General features: G+C 42.3%; 25 protein-coding genes. 22 read left to right on the plus strand and 3 right to left on the minus strand.

The features are described 5' to 3' along the window. Positions 1 to 99 precede the first annotated feature (99 nt). A complete protein-coding gene (locus Q0017_RS00515; protein WP_298141462.1) occupies positions 100 to 1,095 on the minus strand; it encodes an RluA family pseudouridine synthase in 996 nt (331 codons plus the stop codon). A gap of 101 nt (positions 1,096 to 1,196) precedes the next feature. Here Q0017_RS00515 and tsaE point away from each other — a divergent pair, with 101 nt between their 5' ends. The 4 genes from tsaE to hfq all read left to right on the plus strand — a co-directional run bounded on the left by tsaE (position 1,197) and on the right by hfq (position 5,141). Then, positions 1,197 to 1,673, plus strand: coding sequence for a tRNA (adenosine(37)-N6)-threonylcarbamoyltransferase complex ATPase subunit type 1 TsaE (gene tsaE, locus Q0017_RS00520; protein WP_298141682.1), 477 nt, complete (start codon positions 1,197 to 1,199; stop codon positions 1,671 to 1,673). Continuing rightward, on the plus strand, positions 1,666 to 3,579 hold the full coding sequence (gene mutL, locus Q0017_RS00525; RefSeq protein ID WP_298141465.1) for a DNA mismatch repair endonuclease MutL: 1,914 nt from the start codon (positions 1,666 to 1,668) through the stop codon (positions 3,577 to 3,579). The genes tsaE and mutL overlap by 8 nt, the downstream gene beginning before the upstream one ends. A 5-nt stretch (positions 3,580 to 3,584) precedes the next feature. Beyond that, complete coding sequence (gene miaA, locus Q0017_RS00530) at positions 3,585 to 4,529, plus strand: tRNA (adenosine(37)-N6)-dimethylallyltransferase MiaA (RefSeq protein ID WP_298141468.1); 945 nt, start codon at positions 3,585 to 3,587, stop codon at positions 4,527 to 4,529. 96 nt (positions 4,530 to 4,625) lie between these two features. Continuing rightward, positions 4,626 to 5,141, plus strand: a complete 516-nt coding sequence (gene hfq, locus Q0017_RS00535; protein ID WP_298141471.1) for an RNA chaperone Hfq — start codon at positions 4,626 to 4,628, stop codon at positions 5,139 to 5,141. A gap of 93 nt (positions 5,142 to 5,234) precedes the next feature. On the opposite strand, the gene Q0017_RS00540 is transcribed toward hfq, so the two are convergent. Next, the gene (locus tag Q0017_RS00540; RefSeq protein ID WP_298141474.1) at positions 5,235 to 6,536 is read right to left on the minus strand and encodes a peptidylprolyl isomerase; all 1,302 of its coding nucleotides are present in this window, start codon (positions 6,534 to 6,536) and stop codon (positions 5,235 to 5,237) included. Then, complete coding sequence (locus Q0017_RS00545; protein ID WP_298141478.1) at positions 6,536 to 8,995, minus strand: LPS assembly protein LptD; 2,460 nt, start codon at positions 8,993 to 8,995, stop codon at positions 6,536 to 6,538. The genes Q0017_RS00540 and Q0017_RS00545 overlap by 1 nt, the downstream gene beginning before the upstream one ends. A 120-nt stretch (positions 8,996 to 9,115) precedes the next feature. On the opposite strand from Q0017_RS00545, the gene Q0017_RS00550 reads away from it, so the two are divergent. The 18 genes from Q0017_RS00550 (at position 9,116) to gspK (ending at position 22,973) form a co-directional block, all read left to right on the plus strand. Next, a complete protein-coding gene (locus Q0017_RS00550) occupies positions 9,116 to 10,129 on the plus strand; it encodes a phosphotransferase (RefSeq protein ID WP_298141481.1) in 1,014 nt (337 codons plus the stop codon). After that, on the plus strand, positions 10,130 to 10,819 hold the full coding sequence (gene murU / locus Q0017_RS00555) for an N-acetylmuramate alpha-1-phosphate uridylyltransferase MurU (RefSeq protein ID WP_298141484.1): 690 nt from the start codon (positions 10,130 to 10,132) through the stop codon (positions 10,817 to 10,819). 81 nt (positions 10,820 to 10,900) lie between these two features. Beyond that, on the plus strand, positions 10,901 to 11,533 hold the full coding sequence (gene rsmG, locus Q0017_RS00560; RefSeq protein ID WP_298141486.1) for a 16S rRNA (guanine(527)-N(7))-methyltransferase RsmG: 633 nt from the start codon (positions 10,901 to 10,903) through the stop codon (positions 11,531 to 11,533). Between the two features lie 24 nt (positions 11,534 to 11,557). Further along, positions 11,558 to 12,334, plus strand: a complete 777-nt coding sequence (locus tag Q0017_RS00565; protein ID WP_297427642.1) for a ParA family protein — start codon at positions 11,558 to 11,560, stop codon at positions 12,332 to 12,334. Further along, entirely contained in the window at positions 12,331 to 13,221 is an 891-nt protein-coding gene (locus Q0017_RS00570) for a ParB/RepB/Spo0J family partition protein (protein ID WP_298141490.1), read from the plus strand. Before Q0017_RS00565 ends, Q0017_RS00570 begins: the two co-directional genes overlap by 4 nt. Positions 13,222 to 13,232: 11 nt before the next feature. Beyond that, on the plus strand, positions 13,233 to 13,844 hold the full coding sequence (locus Q0017_RS00575) for a MotA/TolQ/ExbB proton channel family protein (protein WP_298141493.1): 612 nt from the start codon (positions 13,233 to 13,235) through the stop codon (positions 13,842 to 13,844). Next, complete coding sequence (locus Q0017_RS00580; protein WP_298141495.1) at positions 13,841 to 14,269, plus strand: biopolymer transporter ExbD; 429 nt, start codon at positions 13,841 to 13,843, stop codon at positions 14,267 to 14,269. The genes Q0017_RS00575 and Q0017_RS00580 overlap by 4 nt, the downstream gene beginning before the upstream one ends. After that, entirely contained in the window at positions 14,266 to 15,993 is a 1,728-nt protein-coding gene (msbA, locus tag Q0017_RS00585) for a lipid A export permease/ATP-binding protein MsbA (protein ID WP_298141497.1), read from the plus strand. Before Q0017_RS00580 ends, msbA begins: the two co-directional genes overlap by 4 nt. Positions 15,994 to 15,996: 3 nt before the next feature. Next, positions 15,997 to 17,001 (plus strand): tetraacyldisaccharide 4'-kinase, encoded by a 1,005-nt coding sequence (gene lpxK, locus Q0017_RS00590; RefSeq protein ID WP_298141499.1) that lies wholly within the window; start codon positions 15,997 to 15,999, stop codon positions 16,999 to 17,001. Between the two features lie 3 nt (positions 17,002 to 17,004). Beyond that, a complete protein-coding gene (gene kdsB / locus Q0017_RS00595; protein WP_298141501.1) occupies positions 17,005 to 17,766 on the plus strand; it encodes a 3-deoxy-manno-octulosonate cytidylyltransferase in 762 nt (253 codons plus the stop codon). A gap of 10 nt (positions 17,767 to 17,776) precedes the next feature. Further along, positions 17,777 to 18,754 carry a DNA polymerase III subunit delta' gene (locus Q0017_RS00600; RefSeq protein WP_298141503.1) on the plus strand — a complete coding sequence of 326 codons (978 nt, stop codon included), beginning with the start codon at positions 17,777 to 17,779 and terminating at the stop codon, positions 18,752 to 18,754. 11 nt (positions 18,755 to 18,765) lie between these two features. Beyond that, complete coding sequence (locus Q0017_RS00605) at positions 18,766 to 19,107, plus strand: PilZ domain-containing protein (RefSeq protein WP_298141508.1); 342 nt, start codon at positions 18,766 to 18,768, stop codon at positions 19,105 to 19,107. A 27-nt stretch (positions 19,108 to 19,134) separates the two neighbouring features. Then, entirely contained in the window at positions 19,135 to 19,908 is a 774-nt protein-coding gene (locus Q0017_RS00610; protein ID WP_298141512.1) for a TatD family hydrolase, read from the plus strand. Positions 19,909 to 19,942: 34 nt separating this feature from the next. Next, on the plus strand, positions 19,943 to 20,551 hold the full coding sequence (locus Q0017_RS00615; RefSeq protein ID WP_298141515.1) for a TetR/AcrR family transcriptional regulator: 609 nt from the start codon (positions 19,943 to 19,945) through the stop codon (positions 20,549 to 20,551). Next, on the plus strand, positions 20,552 to 21,064 hold the full coding sequence (locus Q0017_RS00620; RefSeq protein ID WP_298141518.1) for a prepilin-type N-terminal cleavage/methylation domain-containing protein: 513 nt from the start codon (positions 20,552 to 20,554) through the stop codon (positions 21,062 to 21,064). It abuts the gene before it with no gap. Further along, positions 21,054 to 21,443: a type II secretion system minor pseudopilin GspI gene (gene gspI / locus Q0017_RS00625; RefSeq protein ID WP_298141522.1), complete on the plus strand. Its 390-nt coding sequence runs from the start codon at positions 21,054 to 21,056 to the stop codon at positions 21,441 to 21,443. The genes Q0017_RS00620 and gspI overlap by 11 nt, the downstream gene beginning before the upstream one ends. Next, positions 21,430 to 22,026, plus strand: a complete 597-nt coding sequence (locus tag Q0017_RS00630) for a type II secretion system protein GspJ (RefSeq protein ID WP_298141525.1) — start codon at positions 21,430 to 21,432, stop codon at positions 22,024 to 22,026. Before gspI ends, Q0017_RS00630 begins: the two co-directional genes overlap by 14 nt. Then, a complete protein-coding gene (gspK, locus tag Q0017_RS00635) occupies positions 22,026 to 22,973 on the plus strand; it encodes a type II secretion system minor pseudopilin GspK (protein WP_298141529.1) in 948 nt (315 codons plus the stop codon). The genes Q0017_RS00630 and gspK overlap by 1 nt, the downstream gene beginning before the upstream one ends. The last annotated feature ends 40 nt before the right edge of the window (positions 22,974 to 23,013 follow it).

The following is a 23,013-nucleotide window of genomic DNA, read 5'->3' on the forward strand; positions in this document are numbered from 1 at the left end:
TTTAGCATATAAAAGTGCTGCGCCTTGGAGCGTTGATATTTTGTGACTTTAATGCGTTTTATTTTGAGCTTAGTAGGTTGTTGTCAGTGCAGCCAAGGCTTATTGTTGCTCAGTAGATCCATTTGTTGAGGCATAACAAATTGAGTTTTTTGGCTTATTTTGCAAAAGCGAGATGTCATTTGAATGACAGGGTAAATTTAACTGAAAAGATGAGCTAAATTGCATCGCCTGTTGCGTAATGGGGTCAATAAATGCAATGTGTTGTGCCAGTAATTGTAAAGGTTGACTAAAGTCATCGTCGGCTTTATGACACACCTGTGGGTAAAACGGATCATTTAAAATTGCAAGCCCGAGAGAGTTTAAATGTACGCGCAATTGATGCTGTTTGCCTGTAATCGGTTGTAGCACATACTTGGCAAAACTTTGATTATGTTCAAGAATTTCAATTAAGGTTTCACTGTTGGCTGTGCCATCTAGCACTTGCATGGTATAAAATGGCTCGCCTTTTTGCATGCGCAGTTTAACTGTACATGGAAAACTTAAACTTGGCGCATAGGGCGCAATAGCATGATAAGTTTTGTGAACCAAACGCTCGGCAAACATTTGCTGATAGGCTGCGCGACTTTTTACTTGTTTAGAAAACAAGACAATGCCTGCGGTTTCACGATCCAGTCGATGAATTGGGGTAAGCTCAGGATTTTGGGTCTGTTGTTTTAAACGTACCAATAAAGTTTGTTGTACATATTGACCGGTGGGGCTGATGGTTAAAAAATGTGGTTTATCGACCACCAATAAGTGTTCATTTTCAAACAAAATACGATGCTCAAACGGCACTTCAATTTCATGTGCTAAAAAACGATAATAAAACACATGCTGATTGGGCGTATAAGCACTTGTCATGGTCAGCTTTTGTCCCACATGATTATAGACTAACCCTGCTTCAAAACGTTGTTGCCACTCACTTGCTGCAATGTGTGCAAAATTTTGCGTTAAATAAGCATAAATGCTGCAAGGCATGGGGCAAACCTGCGGTAAAAATACTTTACTGGCAGTGACGCCATTGATCATGGGTGGGGTAAATGCAGAATCAATCATGCCGAGCCTTGCTAAAAAATAGACAATTCCACTGCTGAACATGGGCATTGCAACAGGGCAATGTTATGATATTCGATCTTTGCCATCCTGTCGTGAGTATTATGCAGTATTCCTTCCAAATTCAATTGAAGAATGAAAATGATACCCAAGCCTTAGCCCAAGTGTTGGCGGCAAATTTTAAGCAAGGTATTGTGTATTTAATTGGCGATTTAGGAGCGGGTAAAACCACATTAAGTCGCTATTTCTTACAAAGTTTGGGGCATCAAGGTGCAGTCAAAAGCCCTACCTATACTTTGGTTGAACCGTATCAAATTCAGGGGCAAGATATTTTTCATTTTGACTTGTATCGTTTAAACGACCCTTATGAGCTTGAATTGATGGGAATTCGTGATTATTTAGACACACCCAATGCTCTATGCTTATTTGAATGGCCGTCTAAAGGTGGCGATGAAATCCCGGCAGCTGAATTAATCATCAATATCGAAAAATCTGAAGATGAGTTAAGCCGTATTGCCACTTTAAGCAGTAACAATGCTCAGTTAGATCATGCGTTAAAGAGCCATTTTAGTCATGAATAATGCAGTCAGTGTGCGCCGTATTCAAACTCTAGATGCAGCACTTGCCAACCAAATTGCGGCAGGTGAAGTCATTGAACGTCCGGCTTCGGTGGTCAAAGAGTTGCTTGAAAATGCCATAGATGCAGGTGCGACCGAGATCACCATTCGGGTGGCGCAAGGCGGCACCACACTGATTGAAATCATAGACAATGGACGTGGGATTCATCGTGATGATTTAAGTTTAGCGGTGATGCGCCACGCCACCAGTAAAATTTATCATGCTGATGAATTACATGCGATTGCCAGTTTAGGTTTTCGGGGTGAAGCTTTAGCCTCTATTGCGGCCATCTCGCGTTTAAGCCTTACCAGTAGCCAAGATGATGACGGCATTGGTTATCGGGTAGAGGTCAATGGAACTGCTTTTGATGCACAGCAGGTACAGGCGGTGGCTGCACAAAAAGGCACGCATATTCGGGTACAAGATTTATTTTTTAATGTACCGGCACGACGTAAATTTTTAAAAAAGCCCGGCACCGAATTTGCCCATATTGAAGAGGTGGTGCGTCGCCTTGCTTTAATTCATTTTGACATCCGTTTTGTGCTAGAACACAACGATCAAATTCGTTTAAATCTTGCCATTGCCGACAGTGGTGAGTTACGTACTCAACGTGTACAGCAACTTTTAGGTAAACAATTTAGTCAAAATGCCTATTGGATAGATGCCCAAGGACAGCATTTACGTTTATCGGGGTGGTTGGGGCATCCCTCTGATGCTCGTGCCCAAGCCGATTTACAATATGTTTATGTCAATGGGCGCATTGTTAAAGATAAAACCATGGCACATGCCTTAAAAATGGCCTATGAGGGCATTTTACATGGTCATCAGTACGCGGGTTACTTGTTGTTTTTACAGATTGATCCGCAAGAAGTTGATGTCAATGTGCATCCAACCAAAAACGAAATTCGTTTTTTAAATCAACGTGAAGTGCACGAATTTGTACGCCATCATGCCAAAGCGACTTTAGCCCAGTTTCAAACTGCAAGCGCTGATTTAGCCCAAGCCATGAAAGCACCAACTGTTGTTACAGCCCCCATGCCCACCCAACAAGAACAATTGCCACTGCACAGGGCAACAGTTGAACCTGTTATACCCAACAATGGTGATGTTGGGCGCACTGTGAGCTATTCTGCTCGTAGTCAGTATCAACCTTCAGCCCAAGTCAATAATGCCATACAAAGCTATTTAGCGCCATTGCGTGATGCAGCCGAGCAGATGCCTGAGCAACAGTCCATCTCTTCAAGCGTAGACACCACCTTTGAGCCTACTGCTGCTGTGGATGAGTATCCATTGGGTACGGCAATTGCGCAATTGCATGGCATTTATATTTTGGCGCAAAACCACGACGGGCTAATTATTGTTGATATGCATGCAGCACATGAACGTATTGTCTTGCAACAAATGAAAACTGCATGGGATCAACCTGAGTTTTGGATGTCACAACAATTACTCATTCCCAAAGTGGTCAGTATTAGTCGTATGCAAGCGCTACGTGTCAATGAACTTAAAAATCAGTTGTCACGTTTAGGTTTAGATATTGACCAATATGGTGAAGATCAAGTGATTGTACGTGGCGTGCCGGCTATTTTACAAAAAGCCGATTTTGCAACCTTGGTGCCGCAATTGCTCAATGACTTAGATCCAAGTGATGAAGCCGCAGGCTTGTTACAAAAGCGTGATCAAATTTTAGCAGGCATGGCCTGTCACGGTGCGGTACGCGCGCACCGTATGCTGAGTCTATCTGAAATGAACGCATTGCTGCGTCAGATGGAACGTACCGAATTTGCCAGTCAATGTAACCATGGTCGTCCGACGTGGCGCGCCTTTCCATTGGCTCAGCTCGATAAACTTTTTGCTCGAGGAGAGTAGTTTTCATGTCAACACAATTGCCGGTCATCAATTTAATGGGACCTACTGCAAGCGGCAAAACCGCTTTGGCATGTCAACTGTATGAACAAGGTGGTTTTGAGTTGATTTCAGTCGATTCAGCTTTGGTTTATCAAGATATGGACATTGGTACAGCCAAACCTACTAAAGCAGAGCAAGCGCAATATCCGCATCATTTAATTGATATTATTAGTCCACTTGAAGTGTATTCGGCGGCTGAATTTGTCAGTGATGCGACGCGTTTAATTGATGACATTCATGCCCGTGGTAAAACCCCAATTTTAGTGGGTGGTACCATGCTGTATTTTAAGGCGTTGTTAGAAGGTTTAGCCGATAATTTACCCAATGCTGACGATGAGGTGCGCCGTGCAATTGAACGACAAGCCCAAACACAAGGTTGGGATGAAGTTTATGCGCAGCTGTGTGCTGTAGACCCTAAAGCGGCTGAAAAATTTAAACCTAGTGATAAACAACGCATCATTCGTGCGCTCGAAGTTTATCAATTAACCGGCAAGCCCATTAGCCAATTACAAGCAGAACAACCTAAAAATCAGCCTTATCGTTACAACTTTCACAATTTTGCCTTAATGCCAGAGCGTGGTGAATTACATCAAAGAATCGAAAAGCGTTTAGAGATTATGTGGGGTATCGGATTTTTAAATGAGGTGGTTTCACTTATGGAAAAATACGATTTAAGCCCGGAAATCCCTTCTATGCGCTGTGTAGGTTACCGCCAAGTGTTAGATTTTCTACAAAAAGGTGAGCAAACCCCACAAAGTATTCAAGAAATGCAAGATAAAGCTTTATTTGCAACACGACAACTGGCAAAACGTCAATATACCTGGTTACGTTCTTTGCAAGAAGCGCATCAATTTCAAACATATTTAACCATAAAGCAGGCACAAGAAGACTTGCGAAACCGTTACAGATAAAGCAAAATTTAACGGCTATCTTTTTTATAATTTTTAATTGAAAAATGAAGATAGCTTTTTTGCGCTGATTTTTAATTTATTTTTTGGAGTTATAACATGTCTAAAGGTCAAACTTTACAAGATCCGTTCTTGAATTCTCTCCGTAAAGAACGCATTCCTGTGTCTATCTTCCTAGTAAACGGTATTAAATTACAAGGTCACATCGAATCTTTTGACCAATACGTTGTTTTATTAAAAAATACAGTAAGCCAAATGGTTTACAAACACGCGATTTCTACAGTAGTTCCTGCACGTAATCCACGTCCTGCTGGTGCGCCTGCTGGTGGTCAAGCAGCAGGCGGCTTCGGCGGTCAAGCAACGGGTGGCTTTGGTGGTCAAGGCGGCTTCGGCGGTCAACCAACGGGTGGCTTTGGTGGTCAAGGTGGCTTTGGTGGTCAAGGTGGCTTCGGTGGTCAAGGCGGTTTTGGTGGTCAAGGCGGCTTCGGCGGTCAACCTGCTGGCGGCTTCGGCGGTCAAGGTGGCTTTGGCGGTCAACCTGCTGGTGGTTTTGGTCAAGGTTTTGACAACGATGCAAAATTTGATGATGTACAAGAAGACGACAACAATCGTTAATTGATACCTTTAAAAAGCCTCGCGATTGCGAGGCTTTTTTTATGCTTAACATTTAAGTATAAAAAAGCCAGTGCATGCACTGGCTTTGGGTTATCAAGAAGCGTTATTTTTACTGTCTAAGCGTGGGTCTTTAATTTCCACATAGGCATTATTACGTACTTCACGTAACCAGTTGTCAAGCTCTGCATCAAACTGACGTTCAGCTAACATTTGACGTGCAATACGCTGTTGATATTCTTGGGTCATATCATGCTGACGGGTATCAGTCACTTGCAAAATATGCCAACCAAATTGACTTTCAAAGGGTTGAGTGAACTGACCTACCGTTGTGCTTTTCATTTTTGCTTCAAATTCAGGCACCATCATCCCTAAATTAACCCATCCTAAGCTGCCACCATCACGTGCAGACCCTGGGTCATTGGAAAAAGTAGCTGCCAATGTCGCAAAGTCTTCACCTTGTTGTAAGCGGCTATATAAATTATCAATCATTTGCTTAGCTGCTTCAGGGCTGACCACTTCTGAGGTTTTTACCAAAATATGGCGCGTTTGGTATTGTGGTACCACAACTTTTTGCTCAGTCGATTTACGCTCAAGCAATTTCATCACATGAACACCATCACTTGATGCAATCAGCTCAGAGGTTTGACCCTTGGTAAGTGGTGTAATGCGTGCTGCAAGTTCAGCAGGAATATCCGATAAGGCACGAAAGCCCATATCTGCACCTTGAACACTCACCCCATTTTGACTAAAACGCTTGGCAATCGCATTCACATCATTAGAATCATTTAAAGCTACTTTGACTTGTTCAGCGACGCTTTGAGCATTTGCACCACTAATACGCATATGCAAAACGTGTGCTTGTGTACCAAGTGCAGCTTGACCTTGCGGGGTTTTTAAAAAGTTAGCGATGTCTTGATCGCTAATTTTAATACGTGAAGTGACTTGTTGCTGACGCACACGTTCTAAGCTTAAATCGGCGGCAATACTGCTACGTAATTGGGCGTAGCTGCCGGTTTGTTTGCTATCTAAACTTTTTTGAAAACTATTTAAATCTTTAAAGCCATTTTTTTGCGCCACACTCAAAGTGGCTTGATTAAGTGCTTGTTCATCTACAGGCACATTGTAGCGTTTGACTTGTTCAAGTTGTGCTTGACGGTTAATCAGCTGTTCAAGCGCCATTTGAGCAAAGTAAGGCTGAGGGGGAACTTCACGTTTTTGAGCGGCATATTGTTGTTGTATTTGTGTCATGGCTTGCATGACATCGCTGGCCAAAATCACACTATTGTCAACCACAGCTACAATTTGGTTACTTTGGGCAAATGTTGGAATACTGGTTGACATCAGCACAGCCAATGCACTTGCTTTGATGAAATTTTTTAACTGTTTGGTCTTCATTAACGCTGTGTCCAAGATTGCTGAGTTTGATCAAAACCTAAAATACGGTTTTGCATTAAAGATACAAGTTTATTATTAAAACCACCTAAGCCTTTTAAGCTAAATTCTGCCATCACGGCACGCTTAGGCTTAGCCTCTGGTGCATTCACATCATCAAGATCGTTATAGTACGAACGGCCATAAACCGATACGCCCCAACAACACGACTCGTAATTCACGCCGAGTAAATATTCACGCCCCACATTGTTATCAATATCGTATTGTGCATGACCTAAAATACGCCATTGTTCAGACAGAGGCTGAATAAATGATGCGACAACTTGATCATAATCGTCTTGACGGTTTTGTAAGCCTTGGCGATGGAAATAACCGACGTTATACAACTGACCATAGTCGTTGGTATAGAACATTTGTAAATCGCGTTGAGCATTGTCACCATTAGACATCCAAGCACTATTGGCACTGACCAGTACATTTTCAGATAATTGGCTGGCGACACTAATTACAGGACCTGTACGGTTTTCACGGTCAAATTCATCGCTTTGATTGTTTAAACTGACACGGCGATCTTCAAAAAAGAAGCTTTGACCGACACTGGCTTTTAAACGCTCTAGACCCACATCATCAAACAAGCTATAGCTTAAACCTAAGGATGCAAAATTATTGTCCTCTAAACGGTCATTACCATAAAAACGACGTGCGCTAAACAATTGGTCATAGCTAATTGAGGCATTTACAGAGTCAAAGTTTGGATAGCCATTTTGATCTTCGTATGGTGCATAGGCATAAAACAGGCGCGGCGTAAGAGTTTGTAAGAAATCACCTTGCTTTTCAAAGGTTAAACCTGTGTCTAAAGTAAATTGTGGTACTGTGACTGATTTGTTTTTGCTTGACGATTGGGTTTGACTTTGTGCGTCACGCGTATCTTGGTCAAAGAAGGTATTGACGTTACGTAACGATACTTCAGGTAAAACAAATGACCAAGGTGTACGGTAGTTATAACGTACTGCAAAATCATTGTACAAACGTGTGCCACTTGGCTGAAGAGCATCTGGATTATTATTGCTCAGTAAATCTAGATCTTTTTTAAAATAAGCAGTGTCGTTGTTGTACTCGTATTGTAAACCTTGTGGATTACCACCGGTGTAATTGAGCAAGAACTGCGGTAAACGTGCATAAGGGCGATCAAGATCAGAAATATTTTTATCTAAGGTTTGGAAATCTTCAACTTTAAGCTGTGCTCTTAAACCTGGAATGCCATTACGATAGTTAAGTTCCCATGCACGACGCAAATTTAAGTCGGTTTTGGAGTTTGGGTTATTATCAAGATCGGTAAATACATCTTTGTCTGAGGCATAGTTGTAATCTAGACGCGTATTGAATTGATCATTGATTTGCCAATCGTGATCAAAACTTAAATGCTTACGATCTTCGCTATTGTAATCATCATCAGAGGGTAGGTAACCACCAAACAGCTGACCTTGACCGAAATTTTCAGTTAAATAACGAAATTCACCTTCGAGCATTGCACCACGACTACCCAAATAGCGTGGCGTAAGCGTGGCATCAAAGTTAGCGGCTAAATTGAGGTAAATCGGCAACGAAATCTCTGCACCACCGTCACTGGTAAAGCCAAAACTTGGGGTCAATACACCTGTAGTACGACGATCATCAATGGGGAAGTTAAAATAAGGCACAGCTAAAACAGGGGTGTCTTTAATATATAGCTTAGTGCCACGTGTTTGACCGCGACCGGTGGCTTGATTGAGTTCAATCTCGTCGGCTTGGATTTTCCAGGTTGGTTTTTGTTGCGGTGGACAGGTGCTATAAGTGGCATTGTTTAAAACCACCACATCATTTGAAGTCTTGGCAATTTTTTCAGCATAGCCATAGGCATGCTGTTGTTCAGCAATGTAATAGCTGTTATTTAAATCGCCTTGCTGGGTTTTTAAATTGTAATTAATCTGATCACTTTGTGATAAAAGACCACCTTGCGCCAATTGAACTCGACCTTCGGCATTGGCAAAGGTCTGGGTTTGATCAAGCGTGACTTTGTCGGCACGGATTTCACGCCCTGGTTGGCTAATCACCACATTGCCTTCAAGCACAGAATCGCCATTGGGATTATAGTGACCATAATCTGCAGTTAAGGTTGATGTTGCATCTAAGCCATCAGAGACATTTGTGTCGGGTGCAATCGGGGTAACCCATGCACCTTGGCAATAGGCAGCAGTGAGCGCTTGACCATGACGTTGCTGGGCTTCAGGGGTTGATTTATCAACATAATACTGTTCAAAAAAAGCCTGACCCGGATAGGTGTCATTTAAACTTTGTTTTAGTTGTTGATTATCAAGCGCTGATGGCTCATCCAGAGAATCAGCATAACTGGAAATTGAGCTACCACATAAAAGGGTAAAAATCGCAGTCGCTAATGGATTAAATTTAAACTGATGCTTCATTTGTCTCATTAACCAAGAGTGCTTAATCGCAATTAATTATGGTTGCATCATAGAGAAAAACTTGATAAGTAGCTACACTTAGCACTTTAAAAACTCAGCCTGTCTTAGAATTTATCGCAAATGAATACACAACGTGAACAATTGATACAAACATGGATTCAATCTGTACTAGGTTCGGATCAATTTGAAATTAATTTTTTGGCAGGTGATGCAAGCTTTCGCCGTTATGCACGAATTGTCTTTGATCATAAAACATTGATGCTCATGGATGCACCACCTGAGAAGGAAGATTGTGCGCCATTTGTAAAAATTGATGATTTTTTTGCCGAGCATGGCGTGCGCGTGCCACACATTATGGCCAAAGACTTAACACACGGCTTTTTATTATTAGAAGATTTTGGTGATGTTTTACTCTCAACCTTGCTCAATGATGACACGGTAGATGCTTATTACGCACAAAGCTTTAAACAATTGGCACAACTACAAAGCATTGATGGCAAAGACCAATTTCCTGAATATAGCTACGAAAAGCTCATCAGCGAGATGGAGTTGTTTACAGATTGGATGTTACCGTCTTTAAACATTCAGCCCACTGCTGCGCAAAGTGCGTTAATTAAGCGTACTTTTGCCATTTTAGCCAATGCTGCTTTGGCACAGCCACAAGTGATTGTGCATCGTGATTTTCATAGCCGTAATCTCATGCATATTGCAGGTGAAAGCGATTTAGGCGTGATTGATTTTCAAGACGCCGTGATTGGTGCCGACACCTACGATTTAATTTCAATTGCCCGCGATGCCTATGTGCAGTGGAACCCTGAGCGTGTATATACGTGGTTTAAGCTGTTTTATGACGTATTGCCTGAAACACAAAAACAAGATCGTGATCTTGAACAATTTAAAAAAGATGCCGATTTGATGGCGATTCAACGTCACCTGAAAATTTTAGGAATTTTTGTACGTTTATTTGAACGCGATGGCAAAGCAGGTTACTTAAAAGATTTACCGCGTGTGATGTGGTATTTACGTCAAGAAAGCCAAGCTTATCCTGAACTTGCCGCGTTTATGCAATTTATTGAAGATGTGGTCATGCCAAAATTTACCCAAAAATACGGTGTGTATGAGGTGGTGGCTTAAATGAAAGCGATGATCTTGGCCGCAGGTTTAGGCAATCGTATGCGTCCCTTGACGTTGCATACCCCTAAGCCTTTGCTTGAAGTTGCAGACAAACCTTTAATTGTATGGCACATCGAAAAGCTACGTGATTTAGGTGTGACCGAAATTGTGATTAACACCGCATGGCTTGCACAGAAGTTAGTCGATGCTTTAGGAGATGGTTCAGCATTTGGTGTACATATTTTATGGTCACATGAAGCTGAAGGATTGGAAACCGCAGGCGGTATTATTCATGCTTTGCCATTATTGGGCGATCAGCCGTTTATTTTAGTCAATGGCGATGTATGGACCACGATGGATTTTGCAGCACTACTTGATATAAAACTTAACGAAAATTTGGCGCATTTGGTTTTGGTCGACAATCCAACGCAACATCCAAACGGCGATTTTACTTTAAGTGAAGGTCGGGCTTACACTTTTGATCAAAACATACCAGGTGAAAATCTGACCTTTAGCGGTGTATCGCTGATTGATCCTAAAATGTTTGCAGGTTTAGCAGCTGGTAAACGAGCATTGGCACCACTGCTTAAAGCCTTTATGTTAGATCAAAAAATTGCGGCATCTAAATTAAAAGGCGCGTGGGTAGATGTTGGAACACCTGAGCGTTTAGCACAATTAGATCAACAGATTCGCACAGGTCAATACGCTTAATTGCATATTCGCTAAGCAGTATTTGGCTGTGACTTCATTGATAAATCGGTATACTGCCATTAATTTTTTTGGGATAACGTTATGCATCCGTTTTTTAAAGACCTGCAACAAGGCGCGCAAGCATTAGGCTTAAACTTAAGCGAAGAGGCTTTAAATTTATTGCTTAAATATCAAGATGCACTGGTGCTTTGGAACAAAGCCTATAATTTAACGGCAATTCGTGAACCTAAAGAAATGTTGGTCAAGCATTTGCTCGATAGTTTAAGTATCTTAAATGACTTACCACAAGGTCGTTTATTGGATATTGGTACAGGCGGTGGTATGCCGGGCATGATCATTGCGCTGTGCCAACCTGGGCGTCAATGTGTGTTATTAGATTCTAACGGTAAAAAAATCCGTTTTTTAAAGCAATTTATTGCCGACTTAAAACTTCCAAATGTGATTGCAGTACAAACTCGTGTCGAAAACACCGACAGCATTAACGAATTGGGTCAATTTGATGTGATTACCAGTCGTGCCTTTGCATCACTAACCGATTTTGTCAATGCCTCAAAACCGTATATGCACCAAGACAGTATTATTGCTTCAATGAAAGGCTTAATTCCTGAAGAAGAAGTCGAAGTGTTTAAAGCGCAATTTAAGATTGATATTGTGGCGTTAAGCGTGCCACGTTTGGATGAACAACGTCATCTCATTTTAATGAAACAACTTTAATTTTTCTAAGGATTAGGATTTACCATGGCACACATTATTGCGATTGCGAACCAAAAAGGTGGCGTAGGTAAAACCACAACCGCAGTAAATTTGGCTGCCTCGCTTGCAGTATTAAAAAAACGCGTGTTATTGGTTGATATGGACTCTCAGGGCAACGCCACCATGGGTTCTGGGGTACAAAAAAACGATCTACTGTATTCAGTGACCGATGTGTTATTGGGTGAAGTGCCAATTGAAACTGCAATTACCAAAGCCGAAGTCGGTTATAAGGTGCTAGGTGCCAACCGTGATTTAGCCGGAGTGGAGCTTGCAATTGCTGAGCAAGAGGGACGTGAATTTATTTTACGTCAAGCCTTAAAAGAAGTAGAGCAAGACTATGATTTTATTATCATTGATTGTGCGCCAAGTTTAAGCCTCATCACCATTAATGCACTGGCTGCGGTACAAGGTGTGATTATTCCAATGCAATGTGAATATTATGCACTCGAAGGTTTGGCTGATCTGACTCAAACCATTGATCGTATTCAACAGGTGGTCAATCCAAACTTAGAAATAGTAGGTGTAGTGCGTACGATGTACGATGCACGTAATGCCTTAACGCGCGATGTGGCGGCCGAATTAGAACAATATTTTGGTAAAAAACTCTACGACACGGTCATTCCGCGTAATGTGCGTTTAGCAGAAGCGCCTGCACATGGTTTGCCGGTGATTTATTTTGAAAAAAGTTCTAAAGGTGCAGTGGCGTATTTAAACTTAGCTGCCGAAATCGTTAAAAAAATCAAAAAAGGAAGTCCTGCATGACCACTCGAAAACGCGGATTGGCTAAAGGTCGTGGTTTAGATGCCTTATTGGGTTCAATTCAAAAAGAAAAATTGCAGCTTGAAGCACAATCTTTAGATCACGGTCAGCTCAAACAACTGAATGTGCATTTATTAAAACGTGGTGAATATCAACCGCGTCGTACAATCAACGAACAAGATTTACAAGAGCTGGCAGCATCCATTGAAAAACATGGCGTGATGCAACCGATTGTGGTGCGTCCGGTCGATGGCGATGAACAGCGCCCTTATGAAATTATTGCCGGTGAGCGTCGTTGGCGCGCGGCACAATTGGCAGGGTTAACTGAAATTCCTGCCATTGTGCGTGATTTGCCCGACCAAGTGGCCATTGCCTTAGCTTTAATTGAAAATATTCAACGCCAAGACTTAAATCCAATGGATCAAGCCATGGCTTTGCAGCGTTTTCACGAAGAGTTTGGTTTAAGCCATCAAGAAATTGCCGAAACGGTCGGTAAAGCACGTACTACAGTCAGTAACCTATTACGTTTACTCACTTTAGCTGAACCAGTTAAAGATTTCATGCAGCAAGATTTATTGGATATGGGGCATGCGCGTGCCATTTTGACCTTAAAGCCAAAAGATCAAGTTAAAATTGCAGAATTGGTGATTGAAAAGAGCTTGTCTGTACGCCAAACCGAGCAACTGGTACGTGATTTAAACACACCCAAACATGATCGGGTTAAGCCAGAACTTGCTCCAGACATTCAACAACTTGCTCAGCGTTTATCTGAACGCTTTAGTGCAGACGTGAAAATTGATTATAACAAACAAGGCAAAGGCAAATTGGTGATTCATTATCATTCGCTCGATGAGTTGGATGGTATTTTGGATATCTGTTTAGCAGGTTAAGGGGACATCTCATGTGGGAGTTAGTAAAAGCAGGGGGTTGGCTAATGCTGCCATTGCTGCTGTGTTCTATTTTTATGCTGGCGATTAGTTTAGAACGCTTGATTCGACTCAAACGCAAGAGCATTCTCCCACCACAATTGCTGTTACAGGGCGACGATAATACCCAAACTGTGATGGATGCCTTACACCAAGATGCAGATTTAAAAGACTCTACTTTGGGTCGGATTTTTATGGCAGGTGAACGTAGCCGTTTGCAAAGCCCTGAATATGCACGTGCGCAAATGGAAGCGGTGGCCTCAGAAGAAATTGGCTATTTGGAAAAAAATATTAATTTTTTAGGGACTTTAAGTGCTGTCGCCCCATTACTTGGCTTACTGGGCACGGTACTTGGGATCATTGAATCATTTTTAATTTTAGATTTAAGCGCTAACAGCAATCCAACTTTAATGATTCCTGGAATCTCTAAAGCACTAATAACCACAGCAGTGGGCATGTTAATTGCGATTCCGGCATTGTTTGCTTATCGCTATTTTCAGCGTTTGGTGCATGAATATATTATGCAACTTGAACAACAAGCCACGCTTTTTCATGCGGCATATTTTTACCATAAAGGTCAGCGATGAAATTTCAGCGTCGCGCCACTGCCGATGACATTCATATCAATCTCACCCCCATGATTGATTGTTTGTTGTTTATCTTAATTTTTTTACTGCTCTCGACCAGTTTTAATCAATATAGCCGTATGAACTTAACTTTGCCCGATGCCCAAGGCGTCCCTACAAAGTCATACGAGCATAAGATTGAAGTGGTGGTGGATGCCAAAGGGCAGTACACTTTAAATGGGCAAACGCTTGGTGGTCAAAGCAGCAACGATTTACATCATGCGATTCAACAGGTTGCCAATCAGCGCCGTGATCTTAGTTTTATTATCGCAGCTGATGCCAAAGCGTCCCATCAAGATGTGATCCGTGTCATGGATGTTGCCGGTCAGCTTGGTTTTGTCAATATCAATATCAGTACCAAAGTGCCTGCTCGAGGTGATGAGTGAATCAAGATATCAAGGTCTATACGCGCCTACTGGGTTATTTAAAACAGTACTGGGGCATTGCGATCTTAGTGGTGGTCGGTTTTACCATCAATGCGGCAACAGAAGTTTCAGTAGCCAAACTGCTAGAATATATTATTACTGCAATCCAAGATAAAGACCAAAACTTCACCACTTTATTTCCAATATTGGTGGTGGTGCTCATGTTTTTCCGTGGTTTAGGTACCTTTATGGGTGGCTATTTTACTGCGGTGATTTCACGTAACTTAATTTTTAATGTACGCCAAGAAGTGTTTGCTAAATTATTGCGTTTACCGGCGCAATATTATTTAGACAATACCAGTGGTCACATTACTGCCAAAATTATGTATAACGTGGAGCAGTTAACTGCGGCATCGACTGAATCACTCAAAACTATTTTGCAACAAGGTTTAATTGCATTGGGTTTAATGGGTTATTTGCTGTATAGCAACTGGCGCTTAACCATTTGTATTTTGGTGTTTGGGCCATTGATTGGCTTTATTATTCGTCAAGCTGCAAAACGCATGCGTAAATTGTCCAAACAAGTACAAAATACCATGGGTGATGTAAACCATGTAGTGCAAGAAACCGTCAATGGTCACTTGGTGGTAAAAGGCTATGGCGGACAAGCCTATGAAGAAGCACGTTTTCGCGAAAGTTCATTAGAAAACTTGCGCCGTGGTCTAAAAATGGTGGCCGTACAGCAACTCAACAGTCCTGTTGTACAATTTATTATGTCTTTGGCAATGAGTATTATTATTTGGATTGCATTGCGTCCAGAGATTTTACGTGAAACTACGGCAGGTGAATTTGTTGCCTATATTACCGCAGCCGGCATGTTGGCCAAGCCAATTAAAGCACTGACAGATGTCAATGAAAAAATACAACGTGGTATGGCAGCAGCACATTCTGTATTTGAGCTGCTCGATTTACCCGAAGAGCACAATCAAGGTCAAAAAACTCCAAAACTTGCAGGTCATCTGCATTTTAAAGATGTCAATTTGGTTTACCCTGATGGTCATCATGCCATTCAAAATTTTAACTTAGAGGTCAAAGCCGGTCAAACTGTCGCATTGGTGGGACGTAGTGGCGCAGGTAAAACCTCATTGGTCAATTTATTGGTGCGCTATCAAGACATCAGTAGCGGTGCTTTGTATGTAGACCAAGATTTAATTGAAGAGATTGAACTCAATAGCTTGCGTACTCAAATTGCCATGGTGAATCAGCAAGTGGTGTTGTTTAACCGTAGTGTGCGTGAAAATATTGCCTATGGTCAATTAGAAGGTGCCAGTGATGAAGCGATCATTGCAGCGGCTCAAGCCGCTTATGCCCATGACTTTATTATGCAGTTGCCACAAGGCTATGATACGATTTTGGGCGCACAAGGTTTAAACTTGTCGGGTGGTCAGCGTCAACGTATTGCCATTGCGCGTGCAATTTTAAAAAATGCACCAATCTTGATTTTAGATGAAGCCACCAGTGCTTTAGACAATGAATCGGAATACTTTATTCAACAAGCTTTTGACGCTGCTATGCAAGATCGTACCACCATTGTGATTGCCCATCGTTTATCGACCATTGAAAATGCCGATATGATTGTGGTCATGGATCAAGGTCGTATTGTTGAGCAAGGCACCCATCAAGAATTAATCACTCAGCAAGGTGCTTACTATCAATTGCATCAACGTAATTTTGAGGAGCATTGATTGATGTCATTGGCACAGCGGATACAAGAGGCTTGGCACCAACAGGCCAAATGGCTTGTTGTACTTCGACCGTTATCGTGGCTGTATCGTGGCGGATTTTTGCTGAATCAAAAAATGTACCAAATGGGCATTAAACATGCCTATCGTGCGCCTGTGCCTGTCATGGTGATTGGAAATATTACCGTGGGCGGCAGTGGTAAAACGCCGCTATTAATTCATTTGGTCAATTACTTACAGGCGCATCAAGTACGCGTTGGCGTGATTAGTCGTGGTTATGGCGGGCAAGGGCCTTTTCCTGCATTGGTTGAGCTTGATGCAGCACCTAAGCAGGTTGGTGATGAGCCATGCTTAATTGTACAAGCCACGCAAGCACCGATGGCAGTTGGACCAAATCGCCAAAAAAGCATTGAGCTGTTACTGAGTCGTTATGACTTAGATTTAATCATTAGTGATGATGGCTTACAGCATTTGGCCTTAGCACGTGATCTTGAGTGGATTGTGTTGGATCAAAATCGTGGTTTGGGCAACGAAAAGATATTGCCTGAAGGTTATTTGCGTGAACCCAAAAGCCGTTTAGAACATGCTACGGTGATCGAGCATAGCCACCAGCCCACGCGTGACATGCATATGCATTTACAAGCCACAGCGCCGTATTTGTTACATGGGCGTGATGAGTTGTTTGATCCAAAAGAAAATTTTTATGCAGTGGTGGGAATTGGTTTTCCACAGCGCTTTTATCAAACTTTAGAGCGCATGGGAATTTTGGATTTCCAATGTCATGAATTTCCAGATCATCATGAATATGAATGGGATGATTTACAGTTTGATGATCAACAACCCATTATTACCACTGAAAAAGATGCTGTCAAAATTCTACCTCTATTACAGCAACAGCCTGATTTTAAAAATAGTATTTGGGTTGTGCCAGTAGAAGCGACGTTATCTGCGACTTGTTATTCCACCCTAGCAGCACAAATAAAACTGCTGGGTGTTCATTTAAAAGGTTAACACATGAAACATATTGTGATTCCAGCACGCTTTGCAAGTTCTCGTTTGCCGGGTAAACCCTTACTTGAAATTCATGGACGTGCCATGATTTTACGTGTGGTCGACCAAGCCAAAAAAGTTCAAGGCTTTGACGATGTTTGCGTGGCAACCGATGATACGCGTATTGCACAAGTGTGTCAGGCCGAAGGAGTTGATGTGGTCATGACCTCGCCCAACCACCCATCTGGCACGGATCGTTTAAGTGAAGTGGCGCGAATTAAGGGTTGGGACAGTCAAGACATTATTGTCAATGTACAAGGTGATGAACCCTTGCTTCCGGCACAATTGGTCCAACAAGTGGCAGATTTGTTACAAGTAAAACCAGATTGCTCTATGTCGACTTTGTGTGAGCCAATTCATGAATTAGATGAATTTCAACGCGATAGCATCGTGAAAGTGGTGATGTCTAAACAGCAGCAAGCCTTGTATTTTAGCCGCGCCACGATTCCGTATGACCGTGATGGAGCAAAATTGGCAGTCCCTAAGCTGCATAGTTCAGCCTATCGTCATTTAGGCTTATATGCCTATCGCGTGCAGTTGTTACAAGAGTATGTAACCTGGGATATGGGAGTGTTAGAACAACTTGAATCCCTTGAGCAGTTGCGTGTGCTTGAAAATGGTCATCGTATTGCCATTAGTGTCGCCCAAGCAAATCTACCACCGGGTGTAGATACGCCAGCCGACTTAGCGCGTTTAAATGCCATGCCTGCTTCGGCATTTGAATAAAAGGTTGCTTATGCAAGATGTCGCAGGACACGTCTATTCTTGGCAACAAGGCCTTTGGCACAATTTAACCACTCGTTTTCCCAATATTGGGCATGGTTTATTGTTCTATGGTAAGCCCGGTTCAGGTAAAGAGGCATTTACCCAGCAGTTTGTAGCATGGGTGTTATGTCAGGCGCGCCAAGCCGATACAGCCTGTGGTCAATGCCGCAGTTGTCAGTGGCTGAACGCCAATACCCATCCCAATTACATGTATGTGAGTACTGATGAAGAGACTAAGAAACAAAACCCGCAAATTAAGATTGAAAAGATCCGCGACTTATTACCATTTGTACAACAAACCGGCGAAGGTTGGCGGGTTATTGTTATTCAGCCGGCTGAAGCGCTAAATTTAGCGGCCAGTAATGCATTGCTAAAAACCCTAGAAGAGCCGGGTGAGCAGGTGTTAATTATATTATTGGCGCAGCATTATCTGAAGCTACCAGCCACGATTCGTAGTCGTTTGCAACATTTTGCTTTAGATCGGATTACAGCTGAACAAGCACAAGATTATTTACATACTTATTTGCCACAAGCAGGTCAAAGCCAATACAATTTACTCATGAACCTAGCTAATCATATGCCGATTCAAGCGGTTGAATTGGCACAAGCAGAATGGTTAGGGCGTCGGGCTGAATTTTTAAGCGATTGGTTGAAATTGGTCAGTCAAAAAAATATGCCTATGCATATGGCCAATAAGTGGAACAAGGCTTTAAGTTTTGCCGACTTTGCACAGATGTTTGAATATCTGTTGGCGGATTTAATAGCCCATAAACTTGCGCAACCGATTAAAAATATTGATTTAGATTTTAATACGCTTGCAACACATTATTCTTTAGACTACTTGTTTGAAATTTATCAAGCGCTACAACAGTCGAAACAATTGCTCAAACAAAACGTACAAAGCAATTTAATCGTCGATCAGTTGTGTATCCAACTTATGCATGTTTAAAGGGGAAAACCATGCAATCACGTACCGGTGGTATGATTCAAGCCAATATTCCAAATAAAGAAGCTTTATATGCCAGCTACATGCCATTTATTGAGGGCGGTGGTTTATTTGTTCCATCGCGTTTGTCAGTAAAATTGGGTGATGAAGTCTTTGTCGTGGCAACTTTACCCGATAATCCACAAAAAGTGCCGCTTAAAGGCAAAGTGGTTTGGGTGTCACAACGTCAAAATGGCATTAGCGTACCGGGATTTGGCATTCAATTGAGTGGCGAAAAAGGCGTTTATTACAAATCAGAAGCAGAAAAAATTCTCGCAGGTCTTAAGTCTGAAGGGCGGACTAGTTACACTATGTAATTATTGATCATTACTTAGGATAACATTGTGTTTGTTGATACTCACTGTCATTTAACGCTCCTTGATTTAACGCCTTATCAAGGCGATCTTGATGCAGCTTTAGCGCAAGCACGTGCTGCAGGCGTGTCTAAATTTATGAGTATCTCTGTTGATCTTGATGATCACATTTTGCTTGAAAAAATTGCAGCGCGTCATGCTGATGTCGGTTATACCGTGGGGGTTCACCCTTGTGAGGACCCTCAAGTGATGGCGCGTGCCACTACGGAACATTTAATTGAATTGGCGTCCAAAGACAAAGTGTGGGCCTTGGGTGAAACTGGCTTGGATTACTTCCATAGCACCGATTTTATTGCAGAACAAAAAGCCTGCTTTGCCCGCCATATTCATGCGTCACAAGCACTGAATAAACCGGTGGTGGTGCATACCCGTTCGGCCAAACATGATACTGTAGATATCATTCGTGCCGAGCAATCTACACATGGTATTTTGCATTGTTTTACCGAAGATTGGGACACCGCCAAAGCGGTCTTAGATTGTGGTTACTATGTGTCTTTTTCAGGCATTGTGTCGTTTAAAAATGCTCAAGATTTACGTGATGTGGCCAAACAAGTGCCGCTTGATCGGGTCTTGATTGAAACAGACAGCCCATATTTAGCACCTATGCCATATCGTGGTAAAAGCAATGAACCTAAATATGTGCCTTTTGTAGCCAAAGCTTTGAGTGATGTGTATGGTAAGTCACTTGAAGAGATGGCAGAGATTACCATGCAAAACTTTAATAATCTTCTGGCACAAAAGTAAAAAACAACACATATAAGAGAGCATACGGGTGAAGATGGATCGTCAGGCGCAGTTTCGAGCACGCGAAGCACTTATTTTTGAAACGGCTGAGCGTTTGTTGCTAGAAAATGGCGAAGCCGGCATGACTTTAGATGCACTTGCAGCTGAATTAGATTTGGCCAAAGGCACGCTATATAAGCACTTTCAAAGTAAAGATGAGCTGTATATGCTGCTGATGATTCGCAATGAACGCATGTTATTTGACATGCTCAGTACACCTAATCGGCAGTTTCCTGAGCATCTGGGCTACTTTATGTTGCACCATCTTCACCATCCTGAACGCACCGTGTTGTTTCATCATATTGAAGAGCGTTTGTCTGTCACAGGACAAGGCATCCAAAGCTTATTTGGTGAATTGTACCGAGTGCGTCGTCAGCGTTTAAAAATTATTATTCCCATGACTGAGCAATATTTACAAAAAGTCGGCAGCCAAATGTCCGGGCGTGATTATTTGGCAGCCATTTGGGCGCTCACCCATGGCACTGCGGCTATTTTAAATTCAAGTTTTTATCAGCGTTATTTAGGTTCGCGTGATGGCTTAAGAGTGGTGACCATTGAGCAAGCCTTACAATTGCCCATGCAACAGCCGCGAGTAGTGCTCTAAATGCGTGCGCGTGGTTTTACTTTGGTTGAAGTCATGGTGGTCATTGTGGTGATGGGTATCTTGGCTTCTTTATTGTTAATGAATATTTCAGGGGTAGATCGTCGTCAGGCAATGCAAGCGCGTGAATTGCTGATCAGTGATTTAAAAGCCATACAGCGCTTGGCCACTGAACAAGGTCAAGTCTTGGCCTTTGATTTGCGTCCTCAGCACAATGCTATGCAGTATCAACTGCTGCAATATCAAGCACAACAAACTGAGCAGACGCAAAAATGGCAAACATTTGAATTGTTTGACATCAGAACCTTAGCACCTGAGATGCGCTTAGATATTACCCCAATTGAACAAAATTATCCCAATGCCAATAATCTTGAATTGATTGGGGCGCAAGCGCCGAAATTAATTTGGTTAGGCAATGGGGAAGCCAAACCGGTACGGATTCAAGCCTATTGGCAAGACCAAGCGATTGGTGCTGAAATTGAAATTGATTATTTAGGAAAAGTCCATGAAAAATAAGGGCTTTACCTTACTTGAGGTCATGGTGGCATTGGCGATTTTTGCCGTTGCAGCTATGGCTTTGACCCAAACTGCGATGCAATATACCCAAGCCACCAGTCATTCTATATTAAGAACCAAAGCACAGTTTGTGGCCATGAATGAAATTGCCCGTATGGAAATCCAACAAGAATGGCTTAGCGGTACAGCCTCCACACAAATTGAAGAACAAGGCGAAATGTGGCAAGTTGATAAAACCAGTCAAAGTACTATCAGTCCCAATGTACAACGTGTACAAGTCAAGGTCAGTTTGTATGACACACAGGCTGCAAAAGTCACAGGGAAAATTGCCGAATTGAGTTTTTTTAATTATAGGCAAGGGAAAAATGGCAACTCGTAATGGCTTTACTTTGGTGGAACTGTTGGTTTCAATTGCCATTTTTGCCGTGCTCTCGGCATTGGGTTGGCAAGTTTTTGACTATCTTAATAAAGTCAAAAGCCGTAATGTGGTGCATGAGGCAGCTTTAGAGCAATTGCAATTGGGCTATCAGCAACTGTTAAAAGATACTGCACAGTTGGTGCCAATCAGTGCACAAGTCAATACACAAAAAGAACCGGCCTTAGTGCTGCAAAATGGTCGCTTAATCTTGAGTAAAGCCGGCGTGACGGATCCTTTGCAACAAGGTTTGGCTGTGTATGAGCGCATTGAGTATCGCTATGATGCCAATGAGAAAATTGTCTATCGTTTAAAATACCCACATCTTGATCGGGATGGGAAACTACAGCCAATTTCAAGTGAGTTAATGACCGACGTGGAGCGTTTTGAAATCGCAGTGCTCAACCCTGATGTGTCAAATCAATGGCCTAAAAATTCTGAACAACTGATGGCTTTGCCGCGAGGTATAGAAGTTCAACTCCAAGTACGCGAACAGCCCTTTATATGGCGTTTTAGTGTGTTGCCGCAATCACAAGGGGTGAGCTAATGCAACAACAACGCGGCATTGCTTTAATTACTATTTTAATGATGGTGGCATTGGCAACTATTTTAGCGGCCACAATTGCCAAGCAACAACGCGCCACGGCACAAGCCACGGGCAGTTTAATTCAGCAAAACCAAGCACTGCTATATGCCAAAAGTGCAGAGGCTTTTTTCTCTGAGCTGTTGGTCGATGATGCCAATAATGCTGCTCAGATCGATCATTTACAAGAAACATGGGCACAACCTATGCCGCCTTTTCCAGTGGATGGCGGTGTAGTGATGGGGCGGATTGAAGATCAAAACAGTAAGTTTAATCTCAATAGCTTGTTGAAAAGCGACGGTAAAAGCATTAATCCTGCCGCAGAGGCATGGTTACAGCGAATTTTGCAACGTGTAGATGCTCCCATTGAACTGACCCAAGCTCTCATTGATTGGCAAGATCAAGATGATGAAGTGACGGGGAGTATGGGCGCCGAGGGCAGTTATTATCAAAGTTCGGGGCAAGGCTATGTGGCACCCAATGCAGTATTTCATGATGTGTCTAGCCTAAGCCAAGTACGAGGCATTGATGCTGCGCTGTATCAACAGCTTAAGCCTTATGTAGCAGCGTATTCAGTTGAGCAAAAAGTCAATATTAATACGGCATCGGCATGGTTATTGGCCAGTATCGATCCGCAGCTTAAAATCAGTGACATTGAAAATGTACTGACTCAACGCCGTGGTCAGTTGCAACATTGGCAAAATTTAAATGAGTTTTGGCAAACTGCACCATTTGATCAGGTAGAGCCAAATATTCGTAATCAAATGAATACTATGTTGGGGGTACAATCCAATACTTTTATCAGTTATGTAGAAGTTGAATTTTCAGGATATAGCCGTTATATGCAAAGCCAATTGCAGCGTGATCATAAAAAAATACAGGTCATGTCACGTAGTTTGGCACCTTTTTGATAGCCTTTACCGATGCTGCTAAACAGCAAAATAAATGCCC

The sequence above is a fragment of the uncultured Acinetobacter sp. genome (assembly GCF_947624825.1).
Taxonomy (GTDB): Bacteria; Pseudomonadota; Gammaproteobacteria; order Pseudomonadales; family Moraxellaceae; genus Acinetobacter.

Bases quoted from the DNA above. Each gene is read 5' to 3' on its own strand.
- Q0017_RS00550 (WP_298141481.1), top strand. From the start codon at position 9,116: ATGAATACACAACGTGAACAATTGATACAAACATGGATTCAATCTGTA.
- Q0017_RS00515 (WP_298141462.1), bottom strand. From the start codon at position 1,095: ATGATTGATTCTGCATTTACCCCACCCATGATCAATGGCGTCACTGCC.
- Q0017_RS00600 (WP_298141503.1), top strand. From the start codon at position 17,777: ATGCAAGATGTCGCAGGACACGTCTATTCTTGGCAACAAGGCCTTTGG.
- Q0017_RS00580 (WP_298141495.1), top strand. From the start codon at position 13,841: ATGAAATTTCAGCGTCGCGCCACTGCCGATGACATTCATATCAATCTC.
- murU (WP_298141484.1), top strand. From the start codon at position 10,130: ATGAAAGCGATGATCTTGGCCGCAGGTTTAGGCAATCGTATGCGTCCC.
- Q0017_RS00605 (WP_298141508.1), top strand. From the start codon at position 18,766: ATGCAATCACGTACCGGTGGTATGATTCAAGCCAATATTCCAAATAAA.
- miaA (WP_298141468.1), top strand. From the start codon at position 3,585: ATGTCAACACAATTGCCGGTCATCAATTTAATGGGACCTACTGCAAGC.
- Q0017_RS00620 (WP_298141518.1), top strand. From the start codon at position 20,552: ATGCGTGCGCGTGGTTTTACTTTGGTTGAAGTCATGGTGGTCATTGTG.
- hfq (WP_298141471.1), top strand. From the start codon at position 4,626: ATGTCTAAAGGTCAAACTTTACAAGATCCGTTCTTGAATTCTCTCCGT.
- kdsB (WP_298141501.1), top strand. From the start codon at position 17,005: ATGAAACATATTGTGATTCCAGCACGCTTTGCAAGTTCTCGTTTGCCG.
- gspK (WP_298141529.1), top strand. From the start codon at position 22,026: ATGCAACAACAACGCGGCATTGCTTTAATTACTATTTTAATGATGGTG.
- Q0017_RS00540 (WP_298141474.1), bottom strand. From the start codon at position 6,536: ATGAAGACCAAACAGTTAAAAAATTTCATCAAAGCAAGTGCATTGGCT.
- Q0017_RS00575 (WP_298141493.1), top strand. From the start codon at position 13,233: ATGTGGGAGTTAGTAAAAGCAGGGGGTTGGCTAATGCTGCCATTGCTG.
- Q0017_RS00545 (WP_298141478.1), bottom strand. From the start codon at position 8,995: ATGAAGCATCAGTTTAAATTTAATCCATTAGCGACTGCGATTTTTACC.
- Q0017_RS00570 (WP_298141490.1), top strand. From the start codon at position 12,331: ATGACCACTCGAAAACGCGGATTGGCTAAAGGTCGTGGTTTAGATGCC.
- tsaE (WP_298141682.1), top strand. From the start codon at position 1,197: ATGCAGTATTCCTTCCAAATTCAATTGAAGAATGAAAATGATACCCAA.
- gspI (WP_298141522.1), top strand. From the start codon at position 21,054: ATGAAAAATAAGGGCTTTACCTTACTTGAGGTCATGGTGGCATTGGCG.
- rsmG (WP_298141486.1), top strand. From the start codon at position 10,901: ATGCATCCGTTTTTTAAAGACCTGCAACAAGGCGCGCAAGCATTAGGC.
- mutL (WP_298141465.1), top strand. From the start codon at position 1,666: ATGAATAATGCAGTCAGTGTGCGCCGTATTCAAACTCTAGATGCAGCA.
- Q0017_RS00630 (WP_298141525.1), top strand. From the start codon at position 21,430: ATGGCAACTCGTAATGGCTTTACTTTGGTGGAACTGTTGGTTTCAATT.
- Q0017_RS00615 (WP_298141515.1), top strand. From the start codon at position 19,943: ATGGATCGTCAGGCGCAGTTTCGAGCACGCGAAGCACTTATTTTTGAA.
- Q0017_RS00565 (WP_297427642.1), top strand. From the start codon at position 11,558: ATGGCACACATTATTGCGATTGCGAACCAAAAAGGTGGCGTAGGTAAA.
- lpxK (WP_298141499.1), top strand. From the start codon at position 15,997: ATGTCATTGGCACAGCGGATACAAGAGGCTTGGCACCAACAGGCCAAA.